Below are 22,394 nucleotides of genomic sequence, written 5' to 3' on the forward strand. Positions count from 1 at the left end.
CCTCATTTGTCATTGTTGTGCACGAATGTACACAGAAAGCTGCGATCTTGAACAGAGCGTTTTGCTGGGATGACCCTTTATGACAAAGTGGTTTGTACGTATAGCGTTTCCGGGGCGGAGTGGTCGTTGGCTCCAGATTTCGCGGAGCTGATTTTCTGTGCTTCCCCCATGACGTCATTCCCAATTGGAAAAGTCCATTCTTTCAATAGGGTAGCCTGTTGAGTGGGGGCTGCCGCGCCCAGTGCGGGCTGGAGGGAAGATCGGAGGGGCGTAACGATGGCTTGTCGATGAACCGTTGTTACGTTTTGTTCAGGAATCGGCTTGAGACGTTTGGGAGGCGGAAAACGGCCTCCGCAGAGCACCGTTTTCCCGGAGCATCAGGCGTAACGGGGAACGCGCTTGATGCCCTTGCGAATGCCCTGTTCCAGGGCTGCCTGGATCACCTTGCCGGTGAACGGCACGATGTCGTCAAAGGTGATCGTGTAGTTCACCCGGGTCTTGCCGTCTTCGGTGTCTTCGAAGCGAATACGCCCCATGTGGTTTTTCAGCGGGCTTTTACTGGTGATGGTGTACTCAATCAGCGAATCCGGCTCAAATCCCACCACGGTCTCCTCCAGACCAATGGGCCCGATACCGATCTTGCGGACCGAGCCCAGGCCGTTGGGGTCTGCCTGGGTGCTGTCCTTGATGCGTTTGGCGGGCGCGCCCAGCAGTTTGCCAAAGCGGTCGTGGTCGGCAAACAGGGCAAAGACCTTGTTCCGGGGAACGTCAAAAGTTTCTTCAATTTCAATGGTATACATGGATACGTCTCTTTCGTTGGCAAATGGGTAGGCTCAGCCTAATCGGTTCATCGCCATTTCGAAAGCCGAATTTCGGGGGTAACCGAAGATTGGCCCTGATGGCGGCTTGGCCCCAGGATGTCGTCTTGTCCACAAAAACTGTGGATAACTGTGTGGGGAAGCCGAGGAGATCATGTTAGAGGCGTTGGGGCACAAGGGATTTGGAAACTGGTGCGATATTGGTCAACCGCCTTTTGAGCTGTAGATAAAGTATACGAACAGCCCCTTTTGTCGCCAGTTTGAGTGTTTTTTATCCACAGGTGGCGTCGGGGAATCTCTCAGCAGCCCTGGGGCCCGGCCAGATTCGTCGTTACACGGCGGTCTCCTGGGTCACCAGGACGGCAGAGCCGGTAAAGCGGCCATGGCGCAAATCGTCGAGGGCCTGATTGGCCTGTTCCAGGGGGTAGGTGTGTACCGTGGTTTCCACCGGAATGCGGGCGGCGAGGGGCAGGAACTCCTCGCCATCGTGCCGGGTCAGGTTGGCCACCGAGCATACGTCCCGCTCGCCCCAAAGTAGTTCGTACGGAAACGAAGGGATGTCGGACATGTGGATACCCGCACAGACCACGCGGCCGCCTTTGCGGACGGCCCGCAGCGCAGCCGGCACAAGCTCCCCGGCAGGGGCAAAAATGATGGCGCCATCCAGCTCCACGGGCGGGGCGACCGAGGAATTGCCTGCCCAGGCGGCCCCCAGGGACAGGGCGAAGGCCTGGGCTTCGTGGTCGCCGTCCCGGGTCAGGGCGTAGATGTCCTGGCCATGGTGCCGGGCCACCTGAATCAGGATATGGGCCGCCGAGCCAAAACCGTAGAGTCCGATGGTTTGACTGTCCTGCACTAGCCGATAGGCGCGGTAGCCAATCAGGCCCGCGCAGAGCAGGGGAGCCGCCTGCAGATCGGTGTAGCCGGCCGGAATGGGGAAGCAGTAACGGGCGTCGGCCACGGTGTATTCGGCAAAGCCGCCGTTGAGCTGATACCCGGTGTAACGGGCCTCGTCGCACAGGTTTTCCTTGTCGTGCTGGCAGTACCAGCAGTGGCCACAGCTGCCACCCAACCAGGGCACGCCCAGGCGCTGGCCGGGGTGGAAGCCGGTGACCGCGTCGCCAGCCTTGACCACCTCGCCGATGATCTGGTGGCCCGGAATCAGGGGCAACTTGGGCTCCTTCAGGTCGGCGTCCACCACATGCAGGTCCGTGCGGCAGAGACCGCAGGCCGTCACCCGGATCTGGAGCTGGTTGGCGGCAGGCTCCGGGATTTCCACCTGTTCCAGCGTGAGCGGCTGTTGTTGCCGGTGCATCACCATCGCGCGCATGGACAGATCTCCCTTTGCGCTCGCTTTCTGATCAGTCTGGCCGTCTTGGCCATATTTGCAACATCGCCGGATCGATGTCCGGGCAAGTTATCCCCTTGTCCACAAAAACTGTGGATAACTTTGTTGGCAACGTAAGGACACAGTCATCAAGACCACGTAAGGCAACCGTTACGGCCTTATGGCGAGGAAATGACCAGAGTTGGCAGGGTTGTTGACTGTTTGATCGTATTGATTCAAATGCCATCAATTTGTCTGAATTTCGCCACAGCTTCAGTGCATTCAATGTCGGTTGGTATGCCGGTAGTGACTCGGCGATTGCCCCATGACTTTCTTGAACAGGCGTGAAAAGTAATACGAGTCGTCGTACCCCAGTTGCGTACTGATTTGGGCAAAACTGAGCCCGGTGGTGTCCAGCAACTGGCAGGCCCGTTCCACCTTGAGGTGGATAAAGTGCTGGATGGGTGTGGTCCCGGTTTGCGTGCGGTAGCGGGTGGCAAAGTGGGCCGGCGAGAGGCCGGCCAGCTCCGCCAGTTGCTCCAGGGTGATGCGCTCCTCCAGGTGTTCCCGCATGAAGTTGTGGATGATCTCCAGGTCTGGTTGCCGGGCGATGGCCGAGGCATCCAGCGTCAGCGGGACCGCGGTCAGCAGCTGGCGCAGGCGGTTGGCAGCGTGCACCAGGCCCTTGGTGCGGAAACCAGTCTGACGCACCGAAAGCAGCCCATTGAAGTCCACCAGCAGCCGCGGCTGGTTACCCAGGTGTAGGAGCCGGTTATCGGAATCAAACCCCATGTAGTCCTGGAAGGCTGACGCCAGGGGGCCGGCATAGTGCACCCAGTGAATGGTCCAGGGCTTGTCCGGGTCGGCGGTGTAGCGATGGGACACGCCGGGGGGCAGCAGGATCAGGTCGCCGGCCTCGGCCGTGTAGGGCTTGCCTTCGACATTGAGGAAGGCGCGGCCGTCCGTGCAGTAGATCAAAAGATTGTCGCGATGGTGCTCCCGGTGCATGTGGTGGCCCAGGGCGTTGCGGTAATGGCCGAACGCCAGGGGGTACAGTTCCCGGGTCAACGGGTGTTCAGCCAGGGCCTTGATGGCCGGAGCGGGCAGTACATAGCGGACACTGTCGGCCGGCACCGGCCACTGGGAGGTTTGCGTCATGGCTTTGGGATTGGGTTGCTTGCGATCTAAAAATAATCCATCACGCGCGAAATTTAGTCAATCATGGCCTGGGATATCCTCTGCTAGCATCAAATCATGTTCACACGAATGGCCCCGGCTTCGGGGATATCTCCACAACAACAAACACAGGATACAGCCATGAAGAATGTGCCTCTCTACATCGCCGGTGAGTTTGTCCAGAGCCAGACCGACCAATGGATCGACGTCACCAACCCTGCCACCAACGAAGTGATTGCCAGGGTGCCCTGCGCCACCGATGAGGAAATGCAGCGGGCCATCAGCAACGCGGCAGAGACGTTCAAGTCGTGGAAAGAGACTCCGGTCTCTGAGCGGGCCCGGGTCATGCTTCGCTACCAGGCGCTGCTCAAGGAGCACCACGACGAGATTGCCGAGATCCTGTCCCAGGAAACCGGCAAGACCTTCGAAGACGCCAAGGGCGATGTCTGGCGGGGCATCGAGGTGGTTGAACACGCCGCCAACATCCCCTCTTTGATGATGGGCGAGACCGTCGAGAACGTGGCCCGGGAAGTGGATACCTATTCCTACACCCAGCCGCTGGGGGTTTGCGCCGGCATCACGCCGTTCAACTTCCCGGCGATGATTCCGCTGTGGATGTTCCCGCTGGCGATTGCCTGCGGTAACACCTTCATCCTCAAGCCGTCCGAGCAGGACCCGTTGACCCCGACCCGCCTGGTGGAACTGTTCGAGCAGGCCGGCGCGCCGAAGGGTGTGCTGCAGGTGGTCCACGGGGCCAAGGAGCAGGTGGATGTCCTGCTGACCGACCCGGTCATCAAGGCGGTCTCCTTCGTGGGCTCGGTCCCCGTGGGCCGCTACATCTACGAAACCGGTACCCGCAACATGAAGCGCGTACAGAGCTTCGCCGGCGCCAAGAACCACATGGTGATCATGCCGGATGCGGACAAGCAGCAGGTCATCAACGCCCTGGTGGGCGCCTCCGTTGGTGCCGCCGGGCAGCGCTGCATGGCGATATCCGTGGCGGTGTTTGTCGGCTCGTCCCAGGAATGGATTCCGGAACTGAAGGAGGCCCTGGCCAAGGTGAAGCCGGGCGCCTGGAACGACAAGTCCGCGGCGTACGGTCCGCTGATCAGCCCGCAGGCGAAGGATCGGGTGGAATCCCTGATCGCCAGCGGCGAGGCCCAGGGTGCCAAGCTGCTGCTGGACGGGCGGGGCTGCACCGTGGACGGACTGCCTGATGGCAACTGGGTGGGGCCCACCCTGTTCGCCGGCGTGAAGCCGGGCATGGACGTCTATGACGAAGAGATCTTCGGTCCGGTGCTGTCTTGCGTGGAAGTGGACAGCCTGGGCGATGCCATCGAGCTGGTGAACAACAGCCCCTACGGCAACGGTACCTCCATCTTCACCAACTGTGGTGGCACCGCCCGTCGATACCAGCATGAGATCGATGTGGGCCAGGTGGGTGTGAACATCCCCATTCCGGTGCCCCTGCCGTTCTTCTCCTTCACCGGCTGGAAGGGCTCGTTCTACGGTGACCAGCACGCCTACGGCAAGCAGGCGGTGCGTTTCTACACCGAGACCAAGACCATCACCGCGCGCTGGTTCCACAGCGAGATGGAGGTGGACGCCAACTTCTCCATCCACCTGCGCTGATGCGGACTGCGAGAGGGTAGTTGCATGGACTTCAACCTCAGTGAAGACCAGTTGGCGTTCCGCGAGGCGGCCCGGGCGTTTGCCGACAACGAGATGGCTCCCCACGCCGCCCAGTGGGATGACGAACATATCTTCCCGGTCGAGGTGATCCGTGCTGCCGGTGAAATGGGCTTCTGCGGGATCTACACCCCGGAGGCCCAGGGCGGCATGGGGCTGTCACGGCTGGACACCTCGGTGATCGTGGAGGAGCTGGCGGCGGCCTGCCCCTCCACCGCCGCCTACATCACCATCCACAACATGGCTACCTGGATGGTGGCCTGTTTTGCCAACGGCCAGGTGCGGGACGATTTCGCCCCACGCATGGCCAGCGGCGAATGGCTGGGTTCCTACTGCCTGACCGAGCCGGGCGCCGGCTCCGATGCCGGCAACCTGCGCACGCGGGCGGTGCGGGATGGCGATCACTATGTGCTCAACGGCAGCAAGGTGTTCATCTCTGGCGCGGGTGGTACCCAGGTGCTGGTGGTAATGGCGCGTACCGGTGCGCCGGACAGTGGCACCAGGGGAATCACCGCCTTTGTGGTGCCGGCGGACAGCGACGGCATTCACTACGGCAAGAACGAAGAGAAAATGGGCTGGCGCAGTCAGCCCACCCGGCAGATCACCTTCGAAGATGTCCGGGTCCCGGCGGCCAACCGCCTGGGCGAGGAAGGCGAGGGCTTCAAGATTGCCATGAAGGGGCTGGACGGCGGTCGCCTGAACATTGCCACCTGTTCCCTGGGCGGCGCCCAGGCGGCGTTGCTGCGGGCCCGCAATTACCTGCATGAACGCACCCAGTTTGGCAAGCCGCTGGCGGAATTCCAGGCCCTGCAGTTCCGGTTGGCGGACATGGCCACCAACCTGGTGGCGGCCAGGCAGATGGTGCGCCTGGGTGCCTTCAAGCTGGATCAGGGCGACCCGGAAGCCACCCTGCATTGTGCCATGGCCAAACGCTTTGCCACCGACGCCTGTTTTGAGGTCTGCAACGAGGCGCTGCAGCTGCATGGCGGCTATGGCTACATCCGGGAGTACCCGCTGGAGCGCTATGTGCGGGATCTGCGGGTGCACCAGATACTCGAGGGTACCAACGAAATCATGCGGCTGATTGTGGCCCGGCGTCTGCTGGAGCCGGGCGTGGCAGAAGCCATCCAGTAATCGGCCAACACGAACGGCGAAGAACAACAGAAGGAACCAAGACATGAGCGCACCGATTCAACTGGAAGAGCGCGGTCACGTTGCCATCATCACCATCAACAACCCACCGGCCAACACCTGGACCCGGGAATCCCTGGCGGACCTGGCGGAGACCGTCGAGCGGCTGAACCAGGACAAGGACATTTTTGCGCTGGTGGTGACCGGCCAGGGTGAGAAGTTCTTCTCGGCGGGGGCGGACCTCAATGCCTTTGCCGACGGCGATATCGGCCAGGCGGCCATCATGGCCAAGGCCTTCGGCAATGCCTTCGAGGCCCTGACCAACTTCCGCGGGGTCTCCATCGCCGCCATCAACGGCTACGCCATGGGTGGGGGGCTGGAGTGTGCTTTGGCCTGCGACATCCGCATTGCCGAGGAACAGGCCCAGATGGCTCTGCCGGAAGCCAGGGTCGGTCTCTTGCCCTGTGCCGGCGGCACCCAGAACCTGCCGTGGCTGGTGGGAGAAGGTTGGGCCAAACGGATGATCCTGTGCGGTGAGCGGGTGACGGCCGAGCGGGCCCAACAGATTGGCCTGGTCGAAGAAGTGGTCGGCAAGGGCGAGGCCTTTGGCAAGGCACTGGAGCTGGCCGAAATGGCCTGCCAGCAGAGCCCGTCCTCCACCGCCCGGTGCAAGTCCCTGGTGATGAGTGCCCGGGATGGGCGTAGCCATCGGGATGGCTGGCGCCTGGAGCGGGAACTGTTTGTTGAACTGTTTTCCACCGAGGACCAGCGGGAAGGGGTCAATGCCTTCCTGGAGAAGCGCAGTCCCCAGTGGAAGAACCGGTAACCGGATTGGAAGGCACTGTGAATATTGGAAGGCACTATGAGTAACGAAGCCATTGTATTTGAGGAGTGGCCGGTCGCGGGCGGCCGCATCGGGGTTGCCCGGCTGAATGCCCCCAAGGCCCTGAACGCCCTGTCGCTGGACATGATCCGGAAACTCACCCCCCAGCTGACCGAGTGGCAGCGGGATGACGAGCTCCTGGCGGTCTGGCTGGAGGCGGAAGGGGACAAGGCCTTTTGTGCCGGCGGTGACATCGTCGCACTGTATCGTGACATGGTGGAGCCCCCGCCTGCGGGCCAGGGGGCCGGGCTCGGCGAGGCCTTCTTCACCGAGGAGTATGAGCTGGACCTGCTGATCCACCAGTTTGGCAAGCCGATCGTCTGCTGGGGCCACGGCATCATCATGGGCGGCGGGATCGGCATCATGGCCGGAGCCAGCCACCGGGTGGTCACCGAGCGCTCCATGCTGGCCATGCCGGAAGTGAACATCGGCCTGTACCCGGATGTGGGCGCCGGCTGGTTCCTCAACCGCATGCCGGGCCGTACCGGATTGTTCCTGGGCCTCACCGGCGCGCGGATCAACGCCGCCGATGCCCTGTTCCTGGGACTGGCGGACCGGTTCGTCAGCCATGAACTCAAGGCCGAAGTGGTCAACCAGCTGAAAGCGGCGGACTGGCAGGAGGCCGATGCAAGTACGGTGGTGAACCGGGTCCTGCGTCACTGTGAAGCGGCGTCCAGCGAGCTGATGCCGAAATCGCCGGTGCGGGCTCACCTGGATGTGATCAATCGGCTCACCGACGGCGACAGCCTGGCCCAGATCGTCGAGCAGCTTAAGCGCTGTGACGAGGATGATGAATGGTTGCGCAAAGCCGTGCGGGCCCTGGACGGGGCGTCACCCACCTCGCAGGCCATCTTCTGGCGCCACCTGAAACTGGCGCGGCACATGAGCCTGTCGGAGGTCTTCTCGCTGGAGCTGGGGCTGTCGTTGCAGTGCCTGAAGAAAGGCGAGTTTGCCGAGGGCGTTCGGGCCCTGTTGATCGACAAGGACCAGCAGCCCCGTTGGCGTTATCCGGCCCTGAACGATATCGATCCGGACTGGATTGACGACTTTTTCAGGTAGCCGAAGCGCCATCGAGGCGAAGCCAAGATACCATCGAGACAACAACAAGGAGAACGGATTATGGCGAAGATAGCGTTTATTGGTTTGGGCCACATGGGCGGGCCCATGGCGGCCAACCTGGTCAAGGCCGGCCACCAGGTCACGGTGTTCGACCTGTCCAAGGAGGCCATCCAGCACGCGGTGGACGCCGGAGCGGCAGAGGCTGAGTCGGGGCAGGCCGCAGCGGCGGACAAGGACTGTGTGATCACCATGCTGCCGGCAGGCCAGCACGTGGAGGCAGTCTATCTGGGGGACCGCGGGTTGCTGGCCAACCTGTCGCCGGAAACCCTGGTGATTGACTCGTCCACCATCGCCCCGGAAACCGCCCGCAAGGTGGCCGAGGCCGCCGGGGAGCGGGGAATCGCCTTCCTGGATGCGCCGGTATCCGGTGGGGTAGGCGGCGCCAAGGCCGGCACCCTGACCTTCATCTGTGGCGGTGACGATGCTGGTTTCCAGCGGGCCGAGCCGATCCTGCAGGGCATGGGCAAGAACATCTTCCACGCCGGCGGGCACGGTGCGGGTCAGGTGGCCAAGATCTGCAACAACATGCTGCTGGCGATCCTCATGTCCGGCACTTGCGAGGCCCTGGCGCTGGGTGTGAAGAACGGGCTGGACCCGGCGGTGCTGTCGGAGATCATGAAGCAGAGTTCCGGCGGCAACTGGGCCCTTAACGTTTACAACCCCTGGCCGGGAGTCATGGAGGGTGTACCGGCCTCCCGGGATTACGAGGGCGGATTCCTGGTCAACCTGATGAACAAGGACCTGGGCCTGGCCTACGACAATGCGGTGAAAAACCAGGCACCGATCCCCATGGGCTCGTTGGCGCGTAACCTGTTCTCCCTGCATGCGGTAAAGGGCAACGGCACCCTGGACTTCTCCAGCATCCAGCGGCTGTTCCTGGAGCAGGACAAGTAGTTCACGGTTGGTCGATTATTGACCTATCCTTCTCGAAACACCCGAATTCATTCAGTGTTCCGAGAAGGATCCCGTCATGCCATGGACTAAACCCCATTTCCCGCCAGGACACCGGATGAGAAAAATCGATCTGGTGGACCTGCAGTCCGGCGGCGATGTCAGCCGCATTGTCGTCAACGGCGTTGGCCCCTTGCCTGGGAGCAGTGTGCTGGAGCAGATGCGCTACCTCCAGGCCTATGGCGATGAATTTCGGCGCTGGCTGCTGAACGAACCCTACGGCGACCCGTTCATGTCCATCAACCTGATCGTGCCGCCTTCCAACCCCAAGGCCCAGGCCGGTTACATCATCATGGAGGCGATGGGCTACCCACTGTACTCGGGATCGAACACCATCTGCACCGCCACTGCGATCCTGGAGAACGGCCTGGTCCCGATGGAAGAAGGGGAGCAGCAACTGGTGCTGGAATCTCCGGCCGGACTGGCCCACGTCACCGCCATCAATCGCAACGGACGGGTAGAGTCCATCACCACCCGCAGTGAGCCCGCCTTCGTGGCCGAGCGCCACCTGAAGGCGTCGGTGACCGGCTATGGCACGGTACCGTTTTCCCTGGTCTGGAGCGGCGCCTATTTTGCGCTGGTGGATGCGGCCAGTCTTGGATTTGAACTGGTTGCGGATGAGATGCCTGAACTGGCCAAATTTGGCTTGGCCTTCGTTGAGGAAGCGCGACCGGCCGTGACTCAGGACCACCCTGACCTGGGGCGGGTTGGACCGCTGCCGTTTGCCCATTTCATGGGCCCACTGGAAGAAACCGCGATGGGGTTCCGGTCCCGCTCGGCGACGTACGTTCACCCTGGCGTGATCTGTCGCAGTCCTACCGGCACCGGAACCTCCGCCCGCTTGGCCTTGATGTACGAGAGCGGCCAGATCCACGATGGCCAAACCCTGGAAACCATCTCGCCCCGGGGCAGTTCGTTCCTTGGCACCGTGCTGGGTGAGGCCTCGGTCGGGGGATTCCGGGCGATGAACAGTGAGATCACCGGACGGGCCTGGACATTGGCCTATTCCAACATCATGCTCGATCTGGACGATCCGCTGGTGGAGAGTTTCGAGCTGGAGACCATCCTGAAAAAGCTGGATGGCCAATAAGTTACCAGCTCATTCATGGTAGGGGCCGCAGGCAATCTCTGCGGGCGTCTGCCGGGCCCGGACCGGCAGATGGCGGGGCATTTGTGAACATCAATTCATAAAGAAGTTGTAAATAAAAATTACTCTCATTAAGATTGGCGCCCGAAAGTTAGTCGTCATTTTACGGAGCGCTGTAATGTCCAATGTCCAGACCCCTGCCTTCCGCCGTTGCGGATTGGCGACCGCCATCCTGCTGGCCATGAGTCCCGCCGCCTTTGCCGCGGAAAACGAAGCAAGGAGCCTCGAGGCCATTGAAGTCAATGGCGAGCGTGGTGAGCCGGCCTCCGAATCCACCGGCAGCTATACCGTGGGTTCCACCCGCACCGCCACCAAGCTGAACCTGACCCACCGGGAAACGCCACAGTCGGTGTCCGTGGTGACCCGTCAACAGATGGACGACTTCGCCCAGGACGACGTCAACGATGTGCTGCAGAGCACAACGGGTGTCACGGTGGAGAAGCCGGAAACGGATCGCACCTACTACACCGCACGAGGTTTTGACATCACTAACTTCCAGTACGATGGTGTCGGTTTGCCCATGGTGTATGGCAACGTGCTGGGCAAGATCGATACCGCGTTCTTTGACCGGGTGGAAGTCCTGCGCGGCGCGAATGGGCTGATGACCGGTATCGGTAACCCATCCGCCACCGTGAACTTCATCCGCAAGCGTCCGACCGCCGACACCCAGGCGTCCATTAAGGCAACGGCGGGCTCGTTCAATCACGGTCGGCTGGTGGCGGACGTCTCCGGCGCCATGTCCGAGTCCGGCGATGTTCGCGGCCGCCTGGTGGTCGGCGGGCAGACCCGGGACAGCCACCTGGACCGCTATGAGAGCACCCGCAAGCTGTTCTCCGGTATCATCGAGGCGGACCTGACCGACACCACCCTGCTGACCGTCGGCCACCTCACCCAGACCTCCGACGCCGACAGCCCGCTGTGGGGGGCGCTGCCGCTGTACTACAGCGACGGCACCGCCACCGACTACAAGCGCTCCACCAGCACTTCCGCAGACTGGGCTTACTGGAACAGCCGCAACCACAACACCTTCGTGGAACTGGCCCAGGAACTGGCGGGTGGCTGGCAGGCCAAGCTGAACGTGACCCGGCTGGAAATCAACAGCGACTCCAAGCTGTTCTACCAGTTTGGTCAGCCGGACAGCGCCACCGGGGAAGGGTTGTTCTCCTTCCCGAGCAAATACGCTCTGGATAAAGAACAATGGATTGCCGACCTGTACGCTTCCGGGCCGTTTGAACTGGCCGGACGTGACCACGAACTGGTGGTCGGGGCGAACTGGTCCTACTCCGAACTGGACGATGTGTCCGACTACGGTCAGGGCATTGGCACGCCGCTGCCTGCCTTGGAGGACTGGGATGGTGATTATCCGGAGCCCGCGTTCGACGCCTTCCAGGACGGCAGTGACTGGACCGACAAGTACTACAGCACCTACGCCGCGGCCCGCTGGTCCCTTACCGACCGTCTGAGCGCCATCACCGGTCTGCGGGTGACCTGGCTGGACAGCCATGGCATCAACTATGGCTCCAGCAAGGACACCAGCTACGACGCGGTGGAAACCCCCTACGGCGGCCTGGTTTACGACCTGACCGACCAGCACTCGGTCTACGCCAGCTACAGCCAGATCTTCACCCCGCAGACCGAGGAAGACATCAACGGTGATCGCCTCGACCCGATTGAGGGTGACAACTATGAGCTTGGTCTGAAGAGCGAGTTCCTGGACAAGCGTCTGCAGACCACAGTGGCGCTGTTCCACACCGAGCAGAAGAACGTGGCGAGCGCCACGGGAACGGCAGCCAATGGCGACACCATCTACGAGGAATCCGACGGCCTGACCAGTGACGGTATTGAGATGGAAGTGGTGGGCGCCGTTGGCGAGCGTATCCAGTTGATGGCCGGTTACAGCTACGTGGACATCGAGGACGCCGACAACAACCCGGCCCGCGAATTCGTGCCGGAGCACCTGATCCGGGCCCGCGGCACCTATCAGTTGCCGGCGGTGGACGGCCTGAAAGTGGGCGCGCTGGTGCGCTGGCAGTCGGACACCGAGCGGGACCAGGGTGTGGTGGCCGAGGGCCAGCCCAACGCGGGTGAGTCCATCGTGACCCGCCAGGACAGCTACGCCCTGGTGGACCTGATGGCCAGTTACGACTTCACCCCCAACTGGAACGCCACCGTCAACGTCTACAACGTCACCGACGAGAAGTACATCACCAGCCTGTATTGGGCCAACCAGGGGTACTACGGCGAGCCGGTCAGCGCCGACCTGACTGTGTCTTGGACCTACTGATCCAGCCCGAGCCCCCATCCCAGGGGGCTCACTCCTGCTCTCAGGCGCTGCGTTGGGTAACCCGCAGGGCGGCGTCTGCTATCACCCGCTCCACCGTATGGAGTTTCTCCAGCTGCTTGCGCAGCATCTCCACCGACCGGCTGCCCCGCACCGTCAGGGCGATACGCCACTGCTGGTCCCGCAGTGAAGCGTTGACATCGGTGACCTCGAAGCCCCGAACCCGAACCACCTGGCACAGGCGCTCCAACGCGGCTGGTTCGGACGTCATCTGGCAGTCGATCTGGTACTCCTGGGCGGTTGGCTGGCTCATGCCGCGGTCTCCTTGTGGTTGGTGTTTTCCTGTCGTTGCTGGCTCGCGTCCAGCATGTCCCGGTTGCTGGCGCCGGGTTTGACGATGGGCCAGACGTTTTCCTCCCGGGCGATGGCCACGTGCAGCAGCATCGGACCGTCGTAGGCGAGGATGGTCTCGATACCCCGACGAATCTGGTCGGTGCGTTCAATGTGCAGGGCGGGGATGTCGAAGGCCCGGGCCATGGCCACGAAGTCCGGATTGTCGTCCAGGTTGATCTGGCTTTCCCGGTTGCCATAGAACAGCTCCTGCTGCTGGCGCACCATGCCCAGGCACTGGTTGTCCAGGATGATCAGCTTCACCGGCAGGCGGTAGCGACGGACGGTGGCCAACTCCTGGGCATTCATCATGAACGAGCCATCGCCACTGACGTTGATGACGGCCTGGTCGGGGCAGGCGAACTGGGCTCCGATGGCGGCGGGCAGCCCGAAGCCCATGGTGCCGAGACCGCCACTGGTCAGGTGATGGCGGGGGTGATCGAACTGGTAATGCTGGGCGACCCACATCTGGTGCTGACCCACATCGCAGGCGATGATGGCGTCATCCGGGGTAATCCGGGACAGTTGGCGAATGAACGCCGGGCCGCTGATCGGAGCCAGGGCCTCTTCGTTATCGGCCGCCTGGAAGCCCTTGGTGGTGCGTTCGCGCCGGCACTGCTCCCGCCAGGGGGCGATTGTCAGGGGATGCGTCTGCACTGCCTCGGTGAAACGGTCGAGCAGGGCGGGGAGATCGCCGCCCAGGGCGACGTCCGCGGCCCTCAGCTTGTCGAATTCGGCGTTGTCCGCGTCGAGGTGGATGACTCTGGCGCCCGGGGCGAAGCCGGCCAGGTTGCCGGTGGCCCGGTCATCGAGGCGGGCACCGACAATGAACAACAGATCACAGGCCTCCACCGCCTCGTTGGCGGCGCGGGAGCCGTGCATCCCCAGCATGCCCAGGTAGTTGGGGTCGCCCTTGCGGTGGTTGCCTATGCCTTTGAGGGTGGCCACACCCGGCAGGCCGGAGGATTCGGCGAAGCGACGGAACGCCGATTCGGCGTTGCCCAGCACTACACCGCCACCGCTGTAGAGCAGCGGGCGTTCGGCGCTGCGCAGCAGCTCCAGGGCGGTGCCGATGTCGGCAGTCTCGATTGCCGTGGCTCGGTCAGGCTGGGGCGCCCGAGTGGTAACCTCGTGGAGTAATACGTCCTTGGGGATGTCCACCCAGACCGGACCGGGGCGACCATGCTGGGCCAGGGTGATGGCCTCCTCCATGATGGCGGGCAAGTCGTCGGCCTCGGTGACCAGGTAGCTGTGCTTGACGATGCCGAGGGCCATGCCGAGTACGTCGGTCTCCTGGAAAGCGTCGGTGCCGATCAGGGCGGAGGGGACCTGGCCGGTGATCACCAGCATTGGGATGGAATCACGGTGGGCATTGGCCACGCCGGTTATCAGGTTGGTGGCACCGGGGCCGGAGGTGGCGATGCACACCCCCAGCCGGCCACTGGCGCGGGCGTAGCCATCCGCGGCCAGGGCGCAACCCTGTTCATGGCGGCACAGCACATGCTCTACAGCCTCCGAGTCCACCAGGGCATCGTACAGCGGCATGATGCAGCCGCCGGGGTAGCCGAAAACGGTATCGATCTGGTGGCGTTGGAACGCCTCGAGGATGTGTTGTGCGCCGTTCATGTCAGTTCCTTAAATCGTCGTTGGCAGCGATGCTTTTTCCCGGGTAAAAAAAAAGCCCCCGGGATCTTTCGATGCCGGGGGCTTTGGGTGTTCGGTTCAGGTGTTGTCGCTATCTCACCCGCTCGTCCACGCAAAAGCCCCCGGATGGCACCACGACCACCAGGACAAGCTTCACTAGGACGATGACAGCGTTGAAGTTCATGGAATTACGGGCTTCGGTTGTAATCGGTTAACAACAGTAATTGGACAACAATGGCGAAAATTTACCCCACGCCGTGACAGGCTTTCAAGTTTTTTTTGACCTCGAAGGAAAATTTGTTGCCAGGGCCTCAACGGGGTGGCGTCAGGTTGGCACGCAACGCCAGCTCCTCCGCTGGCGCAGGTTCGGGCCGTGTGGTCCGGTCGTAGCTCCGCTGGGAGCCGGGCTTGTTGAGCTCAGCGGCGAGCCGGGCGAACTCGCTCTGGAAAGCCGCCAGGGTCCACTGGCCAAACACCGTGTGCCCGCCCTCGTAGCGCTGCAGCTGGTATTCCTCGCGGGTGGTGACGTAGCCCATGTAGTCATTGCAGTAGGTGCAGATCAGCACTTGCTGGACACCGGTGCCGGCCAGGGCGTGGGCCACGGTGTCCCGCACCCGGGCCCCGGCCACGGTGGTGAATTCGCCCGGGCAGCACACCAGGGCCAACTGGCCGAGGATGACGATCTGGAGCGGCAGTACCGATGGCACCAGGGCGCTGCGGTCGATGGCGCCGGTGCGAGCCTGGCGTTTCAGTTCCGCCACCGTCGGGTCGGCCAGATCCGGCAGCTTCAGTCGGGTGAGCGGCATGCCCAGGATCCGTTTGCTTCCGGCCTCCAGCAGAATGTCCTTGCCGCCCTGGGACCGGTAGAGGGATTGATAACGGGACCGGTCCGGTCCCTTGAGCCGCCGCTTGCGCAGCCGGCGCGCCAGCCAGCGGGCGCCCGCTGCCAGCGGAGCCGGCAGGCCAGGGCCATCGATGGGAGCGCCGGCAAAGAAGGCGACCCCGTGACAGGGCTCGCTGGTGTAGGCCTCGTGGACGCCGTTGGCGAACCGGGAATCGGCCTGTCGGTTGGAGAAGTCCAGGTAGCTCAGCAGGGCGTCGATTCCCGTATCACTGACCGGCATCTGGCTTCGCTGGAGGGCCTGGAAGGCCAGGTCGGTCTGGTAACTGCCATTACGACGGGCGTAGGCGTACTCGGCGTGTCCCCGCAGTCGCCGGCGCCGTCTGGCGTCGCCTGGGCCATGGTAATGGGGGGAAACGTCGCCGGCGGTACCCTGGGCGAAGATGGCGACGGGGCGTTGGGCGCCATCACGCTCGAGCCGGGCTTCCGCTTCGGCAGCGGCATAGCCCTTGTTGTCGCCGTCGTAGCGGTGTTGACGGCTGCCCACGCAGGTGGCGTGGACGCCGAACAGCGACAATAGCGCTTCGGTCCGACCCTGGCGTCGGAACTGAATCACCGGCATGGTGCGGTCCAGGGCCAGGTGGGTGCTGCGGGCGTTCCGTTGGATCACGTCCGGATTGCGGTTGTAGGCCGCCACCGACCGGTTCCAGGCCACCGGCGTCTCCGGCGCGAATTGCGCTTCGGCGAAACTGATCTCGGTGGCAGAGGCTGACTGATGGGCTTCGCTGACCGCCTCCGTGGTGGCCGCCACGATAGCCTCGACGTGGGCGGGCACGTAACCTGGCGTCACCAGGTTGTAGAGCGCCTCGTGGCTGCAGCCACCAGGGCCGGAATGGGTGTGGGTGCAGGTGAGCACCAGGGCTTCTTCACAGAAAGTGTCGCCCAGTTGCTGAGCCAATCGTTCGACAATGCCCGAACGCATGGCATGGGTGATGTAGCCCAGGTCGAGGCAGCAGAAGATCAGTGCCTTGCCGTGCCGATCCTCAAGGTAGAGGACCCGGCTATACAGCGGGGACTGGCTGCCGAAGGCTCTGTGATGCCATTGGCCATAGCCGTGCATGGCGTAGCCCCGGGGGGTGAGGACCATTTCCCGTTTGCTCCAACCGGCAGTGTACATAGTGGCGCTATCCTGTTGTTGTCCTTTCGAATGGGCGTTGGTCACAGTAAATCAAACGTGATAACTAGTCACTATATGGGGTGGGATCGGCCCAATCGGCCTGGTGGAGCAGTCGGTCCTGGAAGGAGCGGGGCGGACTGGCTGTCCGCCCCGGTGGGTAACGACTCATTGGTTTGCAGGGATCAGTGGCGGAAGCGGGCGGCGATGCCCTCCGCTTCGCCCGCCATGCGGTCGAGTTCCGGCACGGTCTTCTGGTTCTCGCTGGCGGCCTGGTTCATCCGCCCGGAAATATCCGCCACTTCCGTGATGTTGCGGTTGATGTCCTCGCTCACGCTGGTCTGCTCTTCCGCAGCGGTGGCCACCTGGGTGGTGGCGTCACTGACGCTGGCCATGCTGCGATTGATGCTGAGCAGGGTTTCCCGCACCGTGGACACCGCATCGGTGGTCTCCTGGGTCACGATCTCACTGGCCTGCATGTACTCGGTAGCGTCCCGGGAGCCGGAGGCGATGGCCTCGACGATCCGGTCGATCTCCACGGTGGCATCCTGAGTCTTGGCGGCCAGGTTTCTCACCTCATCCGCGACCACGGCGAACCCCCGGCCGGCTTCCCCTGCACGGGCCGCTTCGATGGCGGCGTTGAGGGCCAGCAGGTTAGTCTGGTCGGCAATTTCACGGATCACCTTCATCACATCACTGACCCGGCGGCCGTCTTCGGCCAGTTGGTTGACCGTTTCCGCCGAGGTGCGGATCTGCTCGGCCAGTCGGGTCATGCTGTCCATGGCCCGGTTGATTTCCTGGTCGGCCTGGCTGGTCTGCTGGGAGGTTTCCTGCACCTGGTGGGCCACGGAGGTTGCGTGCTGCGCCACGTCCTGGGCGGTGGCAGACATTTCGTTCATGGCCGTGGCCACCTGGTCGATGCGCAGGTGCGCGTCGCTGGATTGCGACGAGACCTTGTCGGCATTGCCGGAGATGATGTCGCGGGTGTGCTTCAGTTGTTCCGCGGTGGTGGTCATCTGTCGCCCGGTGGCGGACAGGAAGTCGTGCAGTCGACGGGCGGCCTCGGCCAGTTGGCCGAGTTCGTCTTCACGCTCCAGGGTCACCCGCTCCGACAGATCACCGTTGCTCAGCTGCTGCAGCTGAGCCGTCATGGTCTGGGTTGGCTTGATTACCGCACGCATCAGCACCAGCAGACACGCGACGGTGCCGAGGGCGATTGCCAGCAGCAGGATGACGCCCACCCGCCAGGTGTTGGTGGCCACATTCGTGCTGATCCGCCCGGCTTCGGCCAGGGTTTGGCTGCGGATTGCCGTTGCGGCTTCATCGATCAGCTTGGCCGGCTCGCGATCGATGCCCGCGACGGCCCGATCGCCGGCGGACACGTCCATACCGGCATCCACAAAAGCCTGGTATCCCCGCCGGTAGGCGGTCCCCATGGTTTGGTGGGCCCGCTGAAATTCGGACATCAGTGCGATCGCCTGCGGGGTCTCCAGTTGGGGAATCAGCTCAGCCAGTTGGGCTTGAATTTCGGCCTCCCGTTCCTGGAAGCGGCCCCAGTATTTGGACAACTGGTCCGGGTCAGCGCCGCGGATCAAGACGTTCTTCCATTCCTGGACCTGGGTCTTGAAGGTGATCAGGATGTCCTGGGCCTCCAGGGCGCTGACCATTTGTCTGCCGGCGAGATGGTCGTAATCGTCCTTGGCCTGCAGCGAGTATGAAAAGTAGAACGCTGCCACAGCCGCCACAACCAGGTTGGCCGCTAGCACAATGGTCAGTACCCGATTGAGAATGCTGCGTGAATACCAGTTCATGGGCGTCTCCATCGGAGGGTCGGTCGGTGGAAAAAGTTGAACAACCTACCATGAGTATATTTGTAGTCAGTAGGTTAAATGTGACGCTTGTGTGACATTTGTAACGGTGCCTAAAATGACTTGCAGTTGATAATGGTTATCATTTAGTGTTTGGGGCTCCATCGGTGATTGATCTAATGGAGGGAGCGATGACAACGGATGCCGAGGTACTGGAGGGACTCAAACTGGCGGCCATCGGCCTGGGGGTGGCGACCTTTGTTGTTGGCGTGGTGTTGCTGTTCGGTGTGGCCGGTTAGCCGGCACCACCGGTCGTCGGGCCTGCCGGCTAGCGCGGTTGCAGACGTTCCTTGCGGTAGATGCCACAAGTACCACAGTAAGCGCCGTCAGGCAGGCGGTACTTCTGGCAGCAGCCCCGGCGCTGGGGAATGGCGCAGGCCTGCTGGTTGAAGCTGAACGGGATCCAGTCGATAAAGCGTTTCGCATCACAATCGAACCGTGCCAGCCAGTCGGTGGCTTGTCGGCACAAGGCGTCGGGGGGCGCCAGGTTGTACAGCGCCGAGTAGGGGGCGCAAAAGGCAAGGCCGGTGCTGCTCCAGTAGGCCCCGGCGCTCACCCCCAGGTCCTTTCGGAAGGTCCGGTACCAGTCCCTGGCCTGCGCCGCGGTTCGCTCGGTGAAGACTTTCTCTCCCACCAGGTCGCCGCTGCGTTCAAAATGCCACTGGCCAGAGCTGTCACCCAGCTCGAGCCAGATCGACGCCGGCTGGGCCAGGGTGGTTTGATGATCCAGGAACAGGTCGACCACCAATGGGCCGATCACCTGCAGGGCCAGGTTCTGATGGAGTACGGAGGCCAGGGTCCGGGTGTCCGTGCCCTGGCGGGCGGCGGCCCCCTGTAACAGGAGCCGAAAGCGCTCGGGATGTACCAGGATGTTCGCCAGACTCACCACTGACTTTCCCGGCTTACCCGCGGTGGATTGGGGCTCAGGCCGCAACAGGTCACGGTCGCAACCGCTCTGTTCCAGCAGCAGACGGTAGCTGGCCAGAGGGTTGCGGGGCGGTTCGAACAGGACAGGTTCAGCCGCGTTCATGACGACTCAGTCCCCACAGGAAGTAGGTGCCGCCCACGATGGCGGCGAGAATGCCCGCCGGCAGTTGGTTCGGGAACAGCACCACCCGGGCCAGGTAGTCCGCCAGCCCCAGCAATACGGCGCCCACCAGGCCGGCAATCAGCATCTGTCGTCCCACAGTCTGTTGGCCCAGCATGCGGGCCAGGTGCGGCGCCATCAGGCCCACAAAACTGAGCGGGCCGATGATGATGGTCGCGGCGGCGGTCAGCAGGGCGGCCAGCAGCAGAATCAGCAGTCGTGCCGGTGCCACCGGGATGCCCAGGGCCTGGGTGGTGGCCTCGCCCAAGGGGAGAATGGTCAGGACCCGCTGACTGAGCCCCGTCAGGCCCACCAACACCAACGCAACCGCAGCCAGGCCAATGGCCTCCAGGTCGGTCACCAGCCAGGTGGAGCCGGAGAGCCAGTTCAGCAGTTTCATCGCCTCGGTGCCGCCTCCGGCCAGTGCCATGCGAATGCCCGCGTCCATGAAGACATAGATCGCAACCCCGCCCAGCAGTAGCTGATGACCGGAGAAGCGGTGACGACGGGAGAGCAGGAACAGCAGGGCCAACACCAGCGCCCCCCCTGCGGCACCGGCCAGCAACTGACCGCCCCGTCCCGGATTGAGGCCCAGCAGGGTGAGCACCACCATGGCCAGGGCGGCGCCACTGCTGATACCTAGCATTTCCGGGCTGGCCATGACATTGCCGGTCAGGCGCTGGATGAGGGTGCCGGCCACGCCCAGTACCAGGCCGGCGGTCACCGCTGCCAGGAAGCGGGGACCGCGCCAGTCCCAGGCGTCGGGCCAGTCGCTGAACGGCGTCCAGCGCCAGCCGGAGAGAGAGGGTGACCAGGACATGGCGAGAATGACGACCACGGCCAGCAGCAGTCCGATGACGCCCAGTACCGGCAGCAGCGGCGTCCGGGTTGGATTGAAGCTGGCCGGGCCGGATGCCTGGCCGGGCATGTGATCATCGTTCTTCAGGTGACGCAGAGCCATCAGCAAGATGGGACCGCCGATCAGGGCCGTGGCCGTGCCGGTGGGTACCAGGTCGCCGGCGGACCAGGCCGTCGCCCACTGTGCCAGGGCATCGGACAACAGCAACAGCCCGGCGCCAAACAGGGTGCTCCAGTGCAGGTGCTGCTGCAGGGTTCGGGCACCCAGCAGGCGGGCCAGGGCCGGTGCCGCCAGTCCGACGAAGGCGATCACCCCGACCCGGCTGACCACGCTGGCGGTCAGGACGATTACCAGGGCCAGTGCCAGAAAGCGCAGGGCGGTCACACTGGCGCCCAGCGCCTTGGCGTTGTCGGCGCCAAGCTGCAGTAGCTGGAGCGGGCGCATCAACAGAATCATGGCGATGCTCAACAGCGCCACCCGGGGCCAGAGACTCTGGAACTGGGACCAGTCGTTCTGCACCAGCGAGCCCGCGCCCCAGATGAACAGGTTGCCCAGGAACTCGCCGTGGAACAGCATGAACGCGGCGTTGACGGCGCCCAGGAAGAAGCTGACCACCATGCCCGCGAGAATCACGGTTACCGGGGAGAAGCCCAGGCGCCAGGTGAGGGCGATCACCAGTCCGGTGCCGGTGACCCCGCCGGCCACGGCGATCAGGTCCGGGCTGAAGGCCAGGATACCGGGCAGGTACATGGTGGCGACTGCAATGGCGAGTTGTGCCCCGGATTCCACGCCGAGGGTGGTGGGGGAGGCGAGGGGGTTGCGCAGCACCTGTTGCAGTACGGCACCGGCCAGCCCCAGCCCGGCGCCAATCAACACCGCCATGGCCAGTCTGGGCGCCCAACTGTAATGCACCACCAGCTCGCTGAAGTTGCTGGTGTTCGGGGCCCACAGCGCCGACAGCATGGCGGGTACGGAAAGCTCGCCAAGCCAGGGCTGGCTGGAGGCCACCAGGGCTGTGGCCCAGATCAGCAGGGCGATGGCCGGCAGTCTGGCGGGGCGGATGGGGGGCTCGCTAGCGTACATTGCTGCCCCCGCCCTGCAGTAGCTGATCGGTCAGTTCGTCCGCCAGGCGGCTGATGGAGTGGACACCGCCGAAGGTCCAGACCGGGTTGATCTGGTAGACCTCCCGGTTGCGAACCATGGGCAGGTGCGTCCAGAAGGGGCTTCGGCTGAGCTGCTCACTCAACCCCGGTGGGGTCGGGGAGATGGCCACCAGCCGGGCATCTCCCAGTGGGGCCAGGGCCTCCAGGCCCACCAGGGAAAATCCCCAGAAATTGCCATCGCTGGTCCAGGCGTTGCTGAGGCCCAGTCCCTCCAGCCCGGCCTGGAGCAGACCATTGGGTGCGTAGACCCGAACGTGACGATCATCCATGAAGTTGACGATGGCCACCGGCTTGTCGGTCAGGCCGGCAGCTGCCAGGCGTTCGCGGTTGGCGGCCAGTTTGGCGCTGATCCCGGCCAGCACAGCCTCGGCCCGGGATTCGCGGTTGAACATCTGGCCCAGGGTTTTCAGCATGGTGGTGGCCTGCTCACTGGGAACCACCCCTTCGTCGTACACGCTGATCACGTAAGTGGGGGCGATGCGTTGCAACTGCTCATAGGCTGGAGCCAGCTGCCCGCTGGTGACGATCAGGTCCGGTTGCAGCTCGCTGATGGCGGCGAGGCTGGGGGAGCTGCGGGTGCCAACGTTGGCCACGCTGTCAGGTAGTTCGGGCTCCTGCACCCAGACCCTGTAATAGTCCTTGTCCGCCGCGCCCACCGGGGTGATGTCCAGCAGCAGCAGGGCTTCGGTGGCGGCCCAGTTCAGCGCCACCACCCGTTGTGGGGGCTGTTCCAGTGTGATGGTGCCGCGTTCGTGGTGCCAGGTTTGAGCCTGCGCCAGGCCGGTTGCGAGGGTGAGCAACAACAGTGAAGCGGACTTGAGCAATGCCATGGCCATCGTTTGGTTC

The 22,394-nt window shown here is 63.4% G+C and carries 17 protein-coding genes; 7 read left to right on the forward strand and 10 right to left on the reverse strand.

Going from position 1 to position 22,394, the window contains the following annotated elements:
• Window positions 1-377: 377 nt before the first annotated feature.
• The 3 genes from R3175_RS00680 to R3175_RS00690 form a co-directional block, all read right to left on the reverse strand.
• A complete protein-coding gene (locus tag R3175_RS00680) occupies window positions 378-800 on the reverse strand; it encodes an SRPBCC family protein (RefSeq protein WP_318941571.1) in 423 nt (140 codons plus the stop codon).
• Between the two features lie 349 nt (window positions 801-1,149).
• Window positions 1,150-2,148: a zinc-dependent alcohol dehydrogenase family protein gene (locus R3175_RS00685; RefSeq protein WP_318941572.1), complete on the reverse strand. Its 999-nt coding sequence runs from the start codon at window positions 2,146-2,148 to the stop codon at window positions 1,150-1,152.
• 279 nt (window positions 2,149-2,427) lie between these two features.
• Window positions 2,428-3,303 (reverse strand): AraC family transcriptional regulator, encoded by an 876-nt coding sequence (locus R3175_RS00690; protein ID WP_318941574.1) that lies wholly within the window; start codon window positions 3,301-3,303, stop codon window positions 2,428-2,430.
• Window positions 3,304-3,462: 159 nt separating this feature from the next.
• Here R3175_RS00690 and R3175_RS00695 point away from each other — a divergent pair, with 159 nt between their 5' ends.
• The 7 genes from R3175_RS00695 to R3175_RS00725 all read left to right on the forward strand — a co-directional run bounded on the left by R3175_RS00695 (window position 3,463) and on the right by R3175_RS00725 (window position 12,525).
• A complete protein-coding gene (locus tag R3175_RS00695) occupies window positions 3,463-4,953 on the forward strand; it encodes a CoA-acylating methylmalonate-semialdehyde dehydrogenase (protein ID WP_318941575.1) in 1,491 nt (496 codons plus the stop codon).
• A 24-nt stretch (window positions 4,954-4,977) separates the two neighbouring features.
• Window positions 4,978-6,144 (forward strand): acyl-CoA dehydrogenase family protein, encoded by a 1,167-nt coding sequence (locus R3175_RS00700; RefSeq protein ID WP_318941577.1) that lies wholly within the window; start codon window positions 4,978-4,980, stop codon window positions 6,142-6,144.
• Between the two features lie 43 nt (window positions 6,145-6,187).
• Window positions 6,188-6,967: an enoyl-CoA hydratase gene (locus R3175_RS00705; RefSeq protein ID WP_318941579.1), complete on the forward strand. Its 780-nt coding sequence runs from the start codon at window positions 6,188-6,190 to the stop codon at window positions 6,965-6,967.
• Between the two features lie 36 nt (window positions 6,968-7,003).
• Window positions 7,004-8,083 (forward strand): enoyl-CoA hydratase/isomerase family protein, encoded by a 1,080-nt coding sequence (locus tag R3175_RS00710; RefSeq protein ID WP_318941580.1) that lies wholly within the window; start codon window positions 7,004-7,006, stop codon window positions 8,081-8,083.
• A gap of 60 nt (window positions 8,084-8,143) precedes the next feature.
• A complete protein-coding gene (gene mmsB, locus R3175_RS00715; protein WP_318941582.1) occupies window positions 8,144-9,037 on the forward strand; it encodes a 3-hydroxyisobutyrate dehydrogenase in 894 nt (297 codons plus the stop codon).
• Window positions 9,038-9,152: 115 nt separating this feature from the next.
• The gene (locus tag R3175_RS00720; protein WP_318941584.1) at window positions 9,153-10,184 is read left to right on the forward strand and encodes a proline racemase family protein; all 1,032 of its coding nucleotides are present in this window, start codon (window positions 9,153-9,155) and stop codon (window positions 10,182-10,184) included.
• A 175-nt stretch (window positions 10,185-10,359) separates the two neighbouring features.
• Window positions 10,360-12,525, forward strand: coding sequence for a TonB-dependent siderophore receptor (locus R3175_RS00725; RefSeq protein ID WP_318941585.1), 2,166 nt, complete (start codon window positions 10,360-10,362; stop codon window positions 12,523-12,525).
• Between the two features lie 40 nt (window positions 12,526-12,565).
• Here R3175_RS00725 and R3175_RS00730 read toward each other — a convergent pair whose 3' ends face one another.
• The 7 genes from R3175_RS00730 to R3175_RS00760 all read right to left on the reverse strand — a co-directional run bounded on the left by R3175_RS00730 (window position 12,566) and on the right by R3175_RS00760 (window position 22,384).
• Window positions 12,566-12,835 (reverse strand): ACT domain-containing protein, encoded by a 270-nt coding sequence (locus R3175_RS00730; RefSeq protein WP_318941586.1) that lies wholly within the window; start codon window positions 12,833-12,835, stop codon window positions 12,566-12,568.
• Window positions 12,832-14,538: an acetolactate synthase 2 catalytic subunit gene (gene ilvG / locus R3175_RS00735; protein WP_318941587.1), complete on the reverse strand. Its 1,707-nt coding sequence runs from the start codon at window positions 14,536-14,538 to the stop codon at window positions 12,832-12,834. Before ilvG ends, R3175_RS00730 begins: the two co-directional genes overlap by 4 nt.
• A 329-nt stretch (window positions 14,539-14,867) precedes the next feature.
• Window positions 14,868-16,574, reverse strand: a complete 1,707-nt coding sequence (locus R3175_RS00740; protein ID WP_318941588.1) for a neutral/alkaline non-lysosomal ceramidase N-terminal domain-containing protein — start codon at window positions 16,572-16,574, stop codon at window positions 14,868-14,870.
• 182 nt (window positions 16,575-16,756) lie between these two features.
• Window positions 16,757-18,382: a methyl-accepting chemotaxis protein gene (locus R3175_RS00745; RefSeq protein WP_318941589.1), complete on the reverse strand. Its 1,626-nt coding sequence runs from the start codon at window positions 18,380-18,382 to the stop codon at window positions 16,757-16,759.
• Between the two features lie 325 nt (window positions 18,383-18,707).
• On the reverse strand, window positions 18,708-19,469 hold the full coding sequence (locus R3175_RS00750) for a (2Fe-2S)-binding protein (protein ID WP_318941591.1): 762 nt from the start codon (window positions 19,467-19,469) through the stop codon (window positions 18,708-18,710).
• Window positions 19,456-21,468, reverse strand: coding sequence for a Fe(3+)-hydroxamate ABC transporter permease FhuB (gene fhuB, locus R3175_RS00755; RefSeq protein WP_318941592.1), 2,013 nt, complete (start codon window positions 21,466-21,468; stop codon window positions 19,456-19,458). The genes R3175_RS00750 and fhuB overlap by 14 nt, the downstream gene beginning before the upstream one ends.
• Window positions 21,458-22,384: an iron-siderophore ABC transporter substrate-binding protein gene (locus tag R3175_RS00760; RefSeq protein ID WP_318941593.1), complete on the reverse strand. Its 927-nt coding sequence runs from the start codon at window positions 22,382-22,384 to the stop codon at window positions 21,458-21,460. The genes fhuB and R3175_RS00760 overlap by 11 nt, the downstream gene beginning before the upstream one ends.
• Between the last annotated feature and the right edge of the window lie 10 nt (window positions 22,385-22,394).

Source organism: Marinobacter sp. (assembly GCF_033722735.1).
GTDB lineage: Bacteria > Pseudomonadota > Gammaproteobacteria > Pseudomonadales > Oleiphilaceae > Marinobacter.

Bases quoted from the DNA above. Each gene is read 5' to 3' on its own strand.
- R3175_RS00700 (WP_318941577.1), top strand. From the start codon at position 4,978: ATGGACTTCAACCTCAGTGAAGACCAGTTGGCGTTCCGCGAGGCGGCC.
- R3175_RS00705 (WP_318941579.1), top strand. From the start codon at position 6,188: ATGAGCGCACCGATTCAACTGGAAGAGCGCGGTCACGTTGCCATCATC.
- R3175_RS00720 (WP_318941584.1), top strand. From the start codon at position 9,153: ATGAGAAAAATCGATCTGGTGGACCTGCAGTCCGGCGGCGATGTCAGC.
- R3175_RS00750 (WP_318941591.1), bottom strand. From the start codon at position 19,469: ATGAACGCGGCTGAACCTGTCCTGTTCGAACCGCCCCGCAACCCTCTG.
- R3175_RS00685 (WP_318941572.1), bottom strand. From the start codon at position 2,148: ATGCGCGCGATGGTGATGCACCGGCAACAACAGCCGCTCACGCTGGAA.
- R3175_RS00730 (WP_318941586.1), bottom strand. From the start codon at position 12,835: ATGAGCCAGCCAACCGCCCAGGAGTACCAGATCGACTGCCAGATGACG.
- R3175_RS00710 (WP_318941580.1), top strand. From the start codon at position 7,004: ATGAGTAACGAAGCCATTGTATTTGAGGAGTGGCCGGTCGCGGGCGGC.
- mmsB (WP_318941582.1), top strand. From the start codon at position 8,144: ATGGCGAAGATAGCGTTTATTGGTTTGGGCCACATGGGCGGGCCCATG.
- R3175_RS00760 (WP_318941593.1), bottom strand. From the start codon at position 22,384: ATGGCCATGGCATTGCTCAAGTCCGCTTCACTGTTGTTGCTCACCCTC.
- R3175_RS00680 (WP_318941571.1), bottom strand. From the start codon at position 800: ATGTATACCATTGAAATTGAAGAAACTTTTGACGTTCCCCGGAACAAG.
- R3175_RS00725 (WP_318941585.1), top strand. From the start codon at position 10,360: ATGTCCAATGTCCAGACCCCTGCCTTCCGCCGTTGCGGATTGGCGACC.
- R3175_RS00690 (WP_318941574.1), bottom strand. From the start codon at position 3,303: ATGACGCAAACCTCCCAGTGGCCGGTGCCGGCCGACAGTGTCCGCTAT.
- R3175_RS00745 (WP_318941589.1), bottom strand. From the start codon at position 18,382: ATGAACTGGTATTCACGCAGCATTCTCAATCGGGTACTGACCATTGTG.
- R3175_RS00740 (WP_318941588.1), bottom strand. From the start codon at position 16,574: ATGTACACTGCCGGTTGGAGCAAACGGGAAATGGTCCTCACCCCCCGG.
- R3175_RS00695 (WP_318941575.1), top strand. From the start codon at position 3,463: ATGAAGAATGTGCCTCTCTACATCGCCGGTGAGTTTGTCCAGAGCCAG.
- ilvG (WP_318941587.1), bottom strand. From the start codon at position 14,538: ATGAACGGCGCACAACACATCCTCGAGGCGTTCCAACGCCACCAGATC.
- fhuB (WP_318941592.1), bottom strand. From the start codon at position 21,468: ATGTACGCTAGCGAGCCCCCCATCCGCCCCGCCAGACTGCCGGCCATC.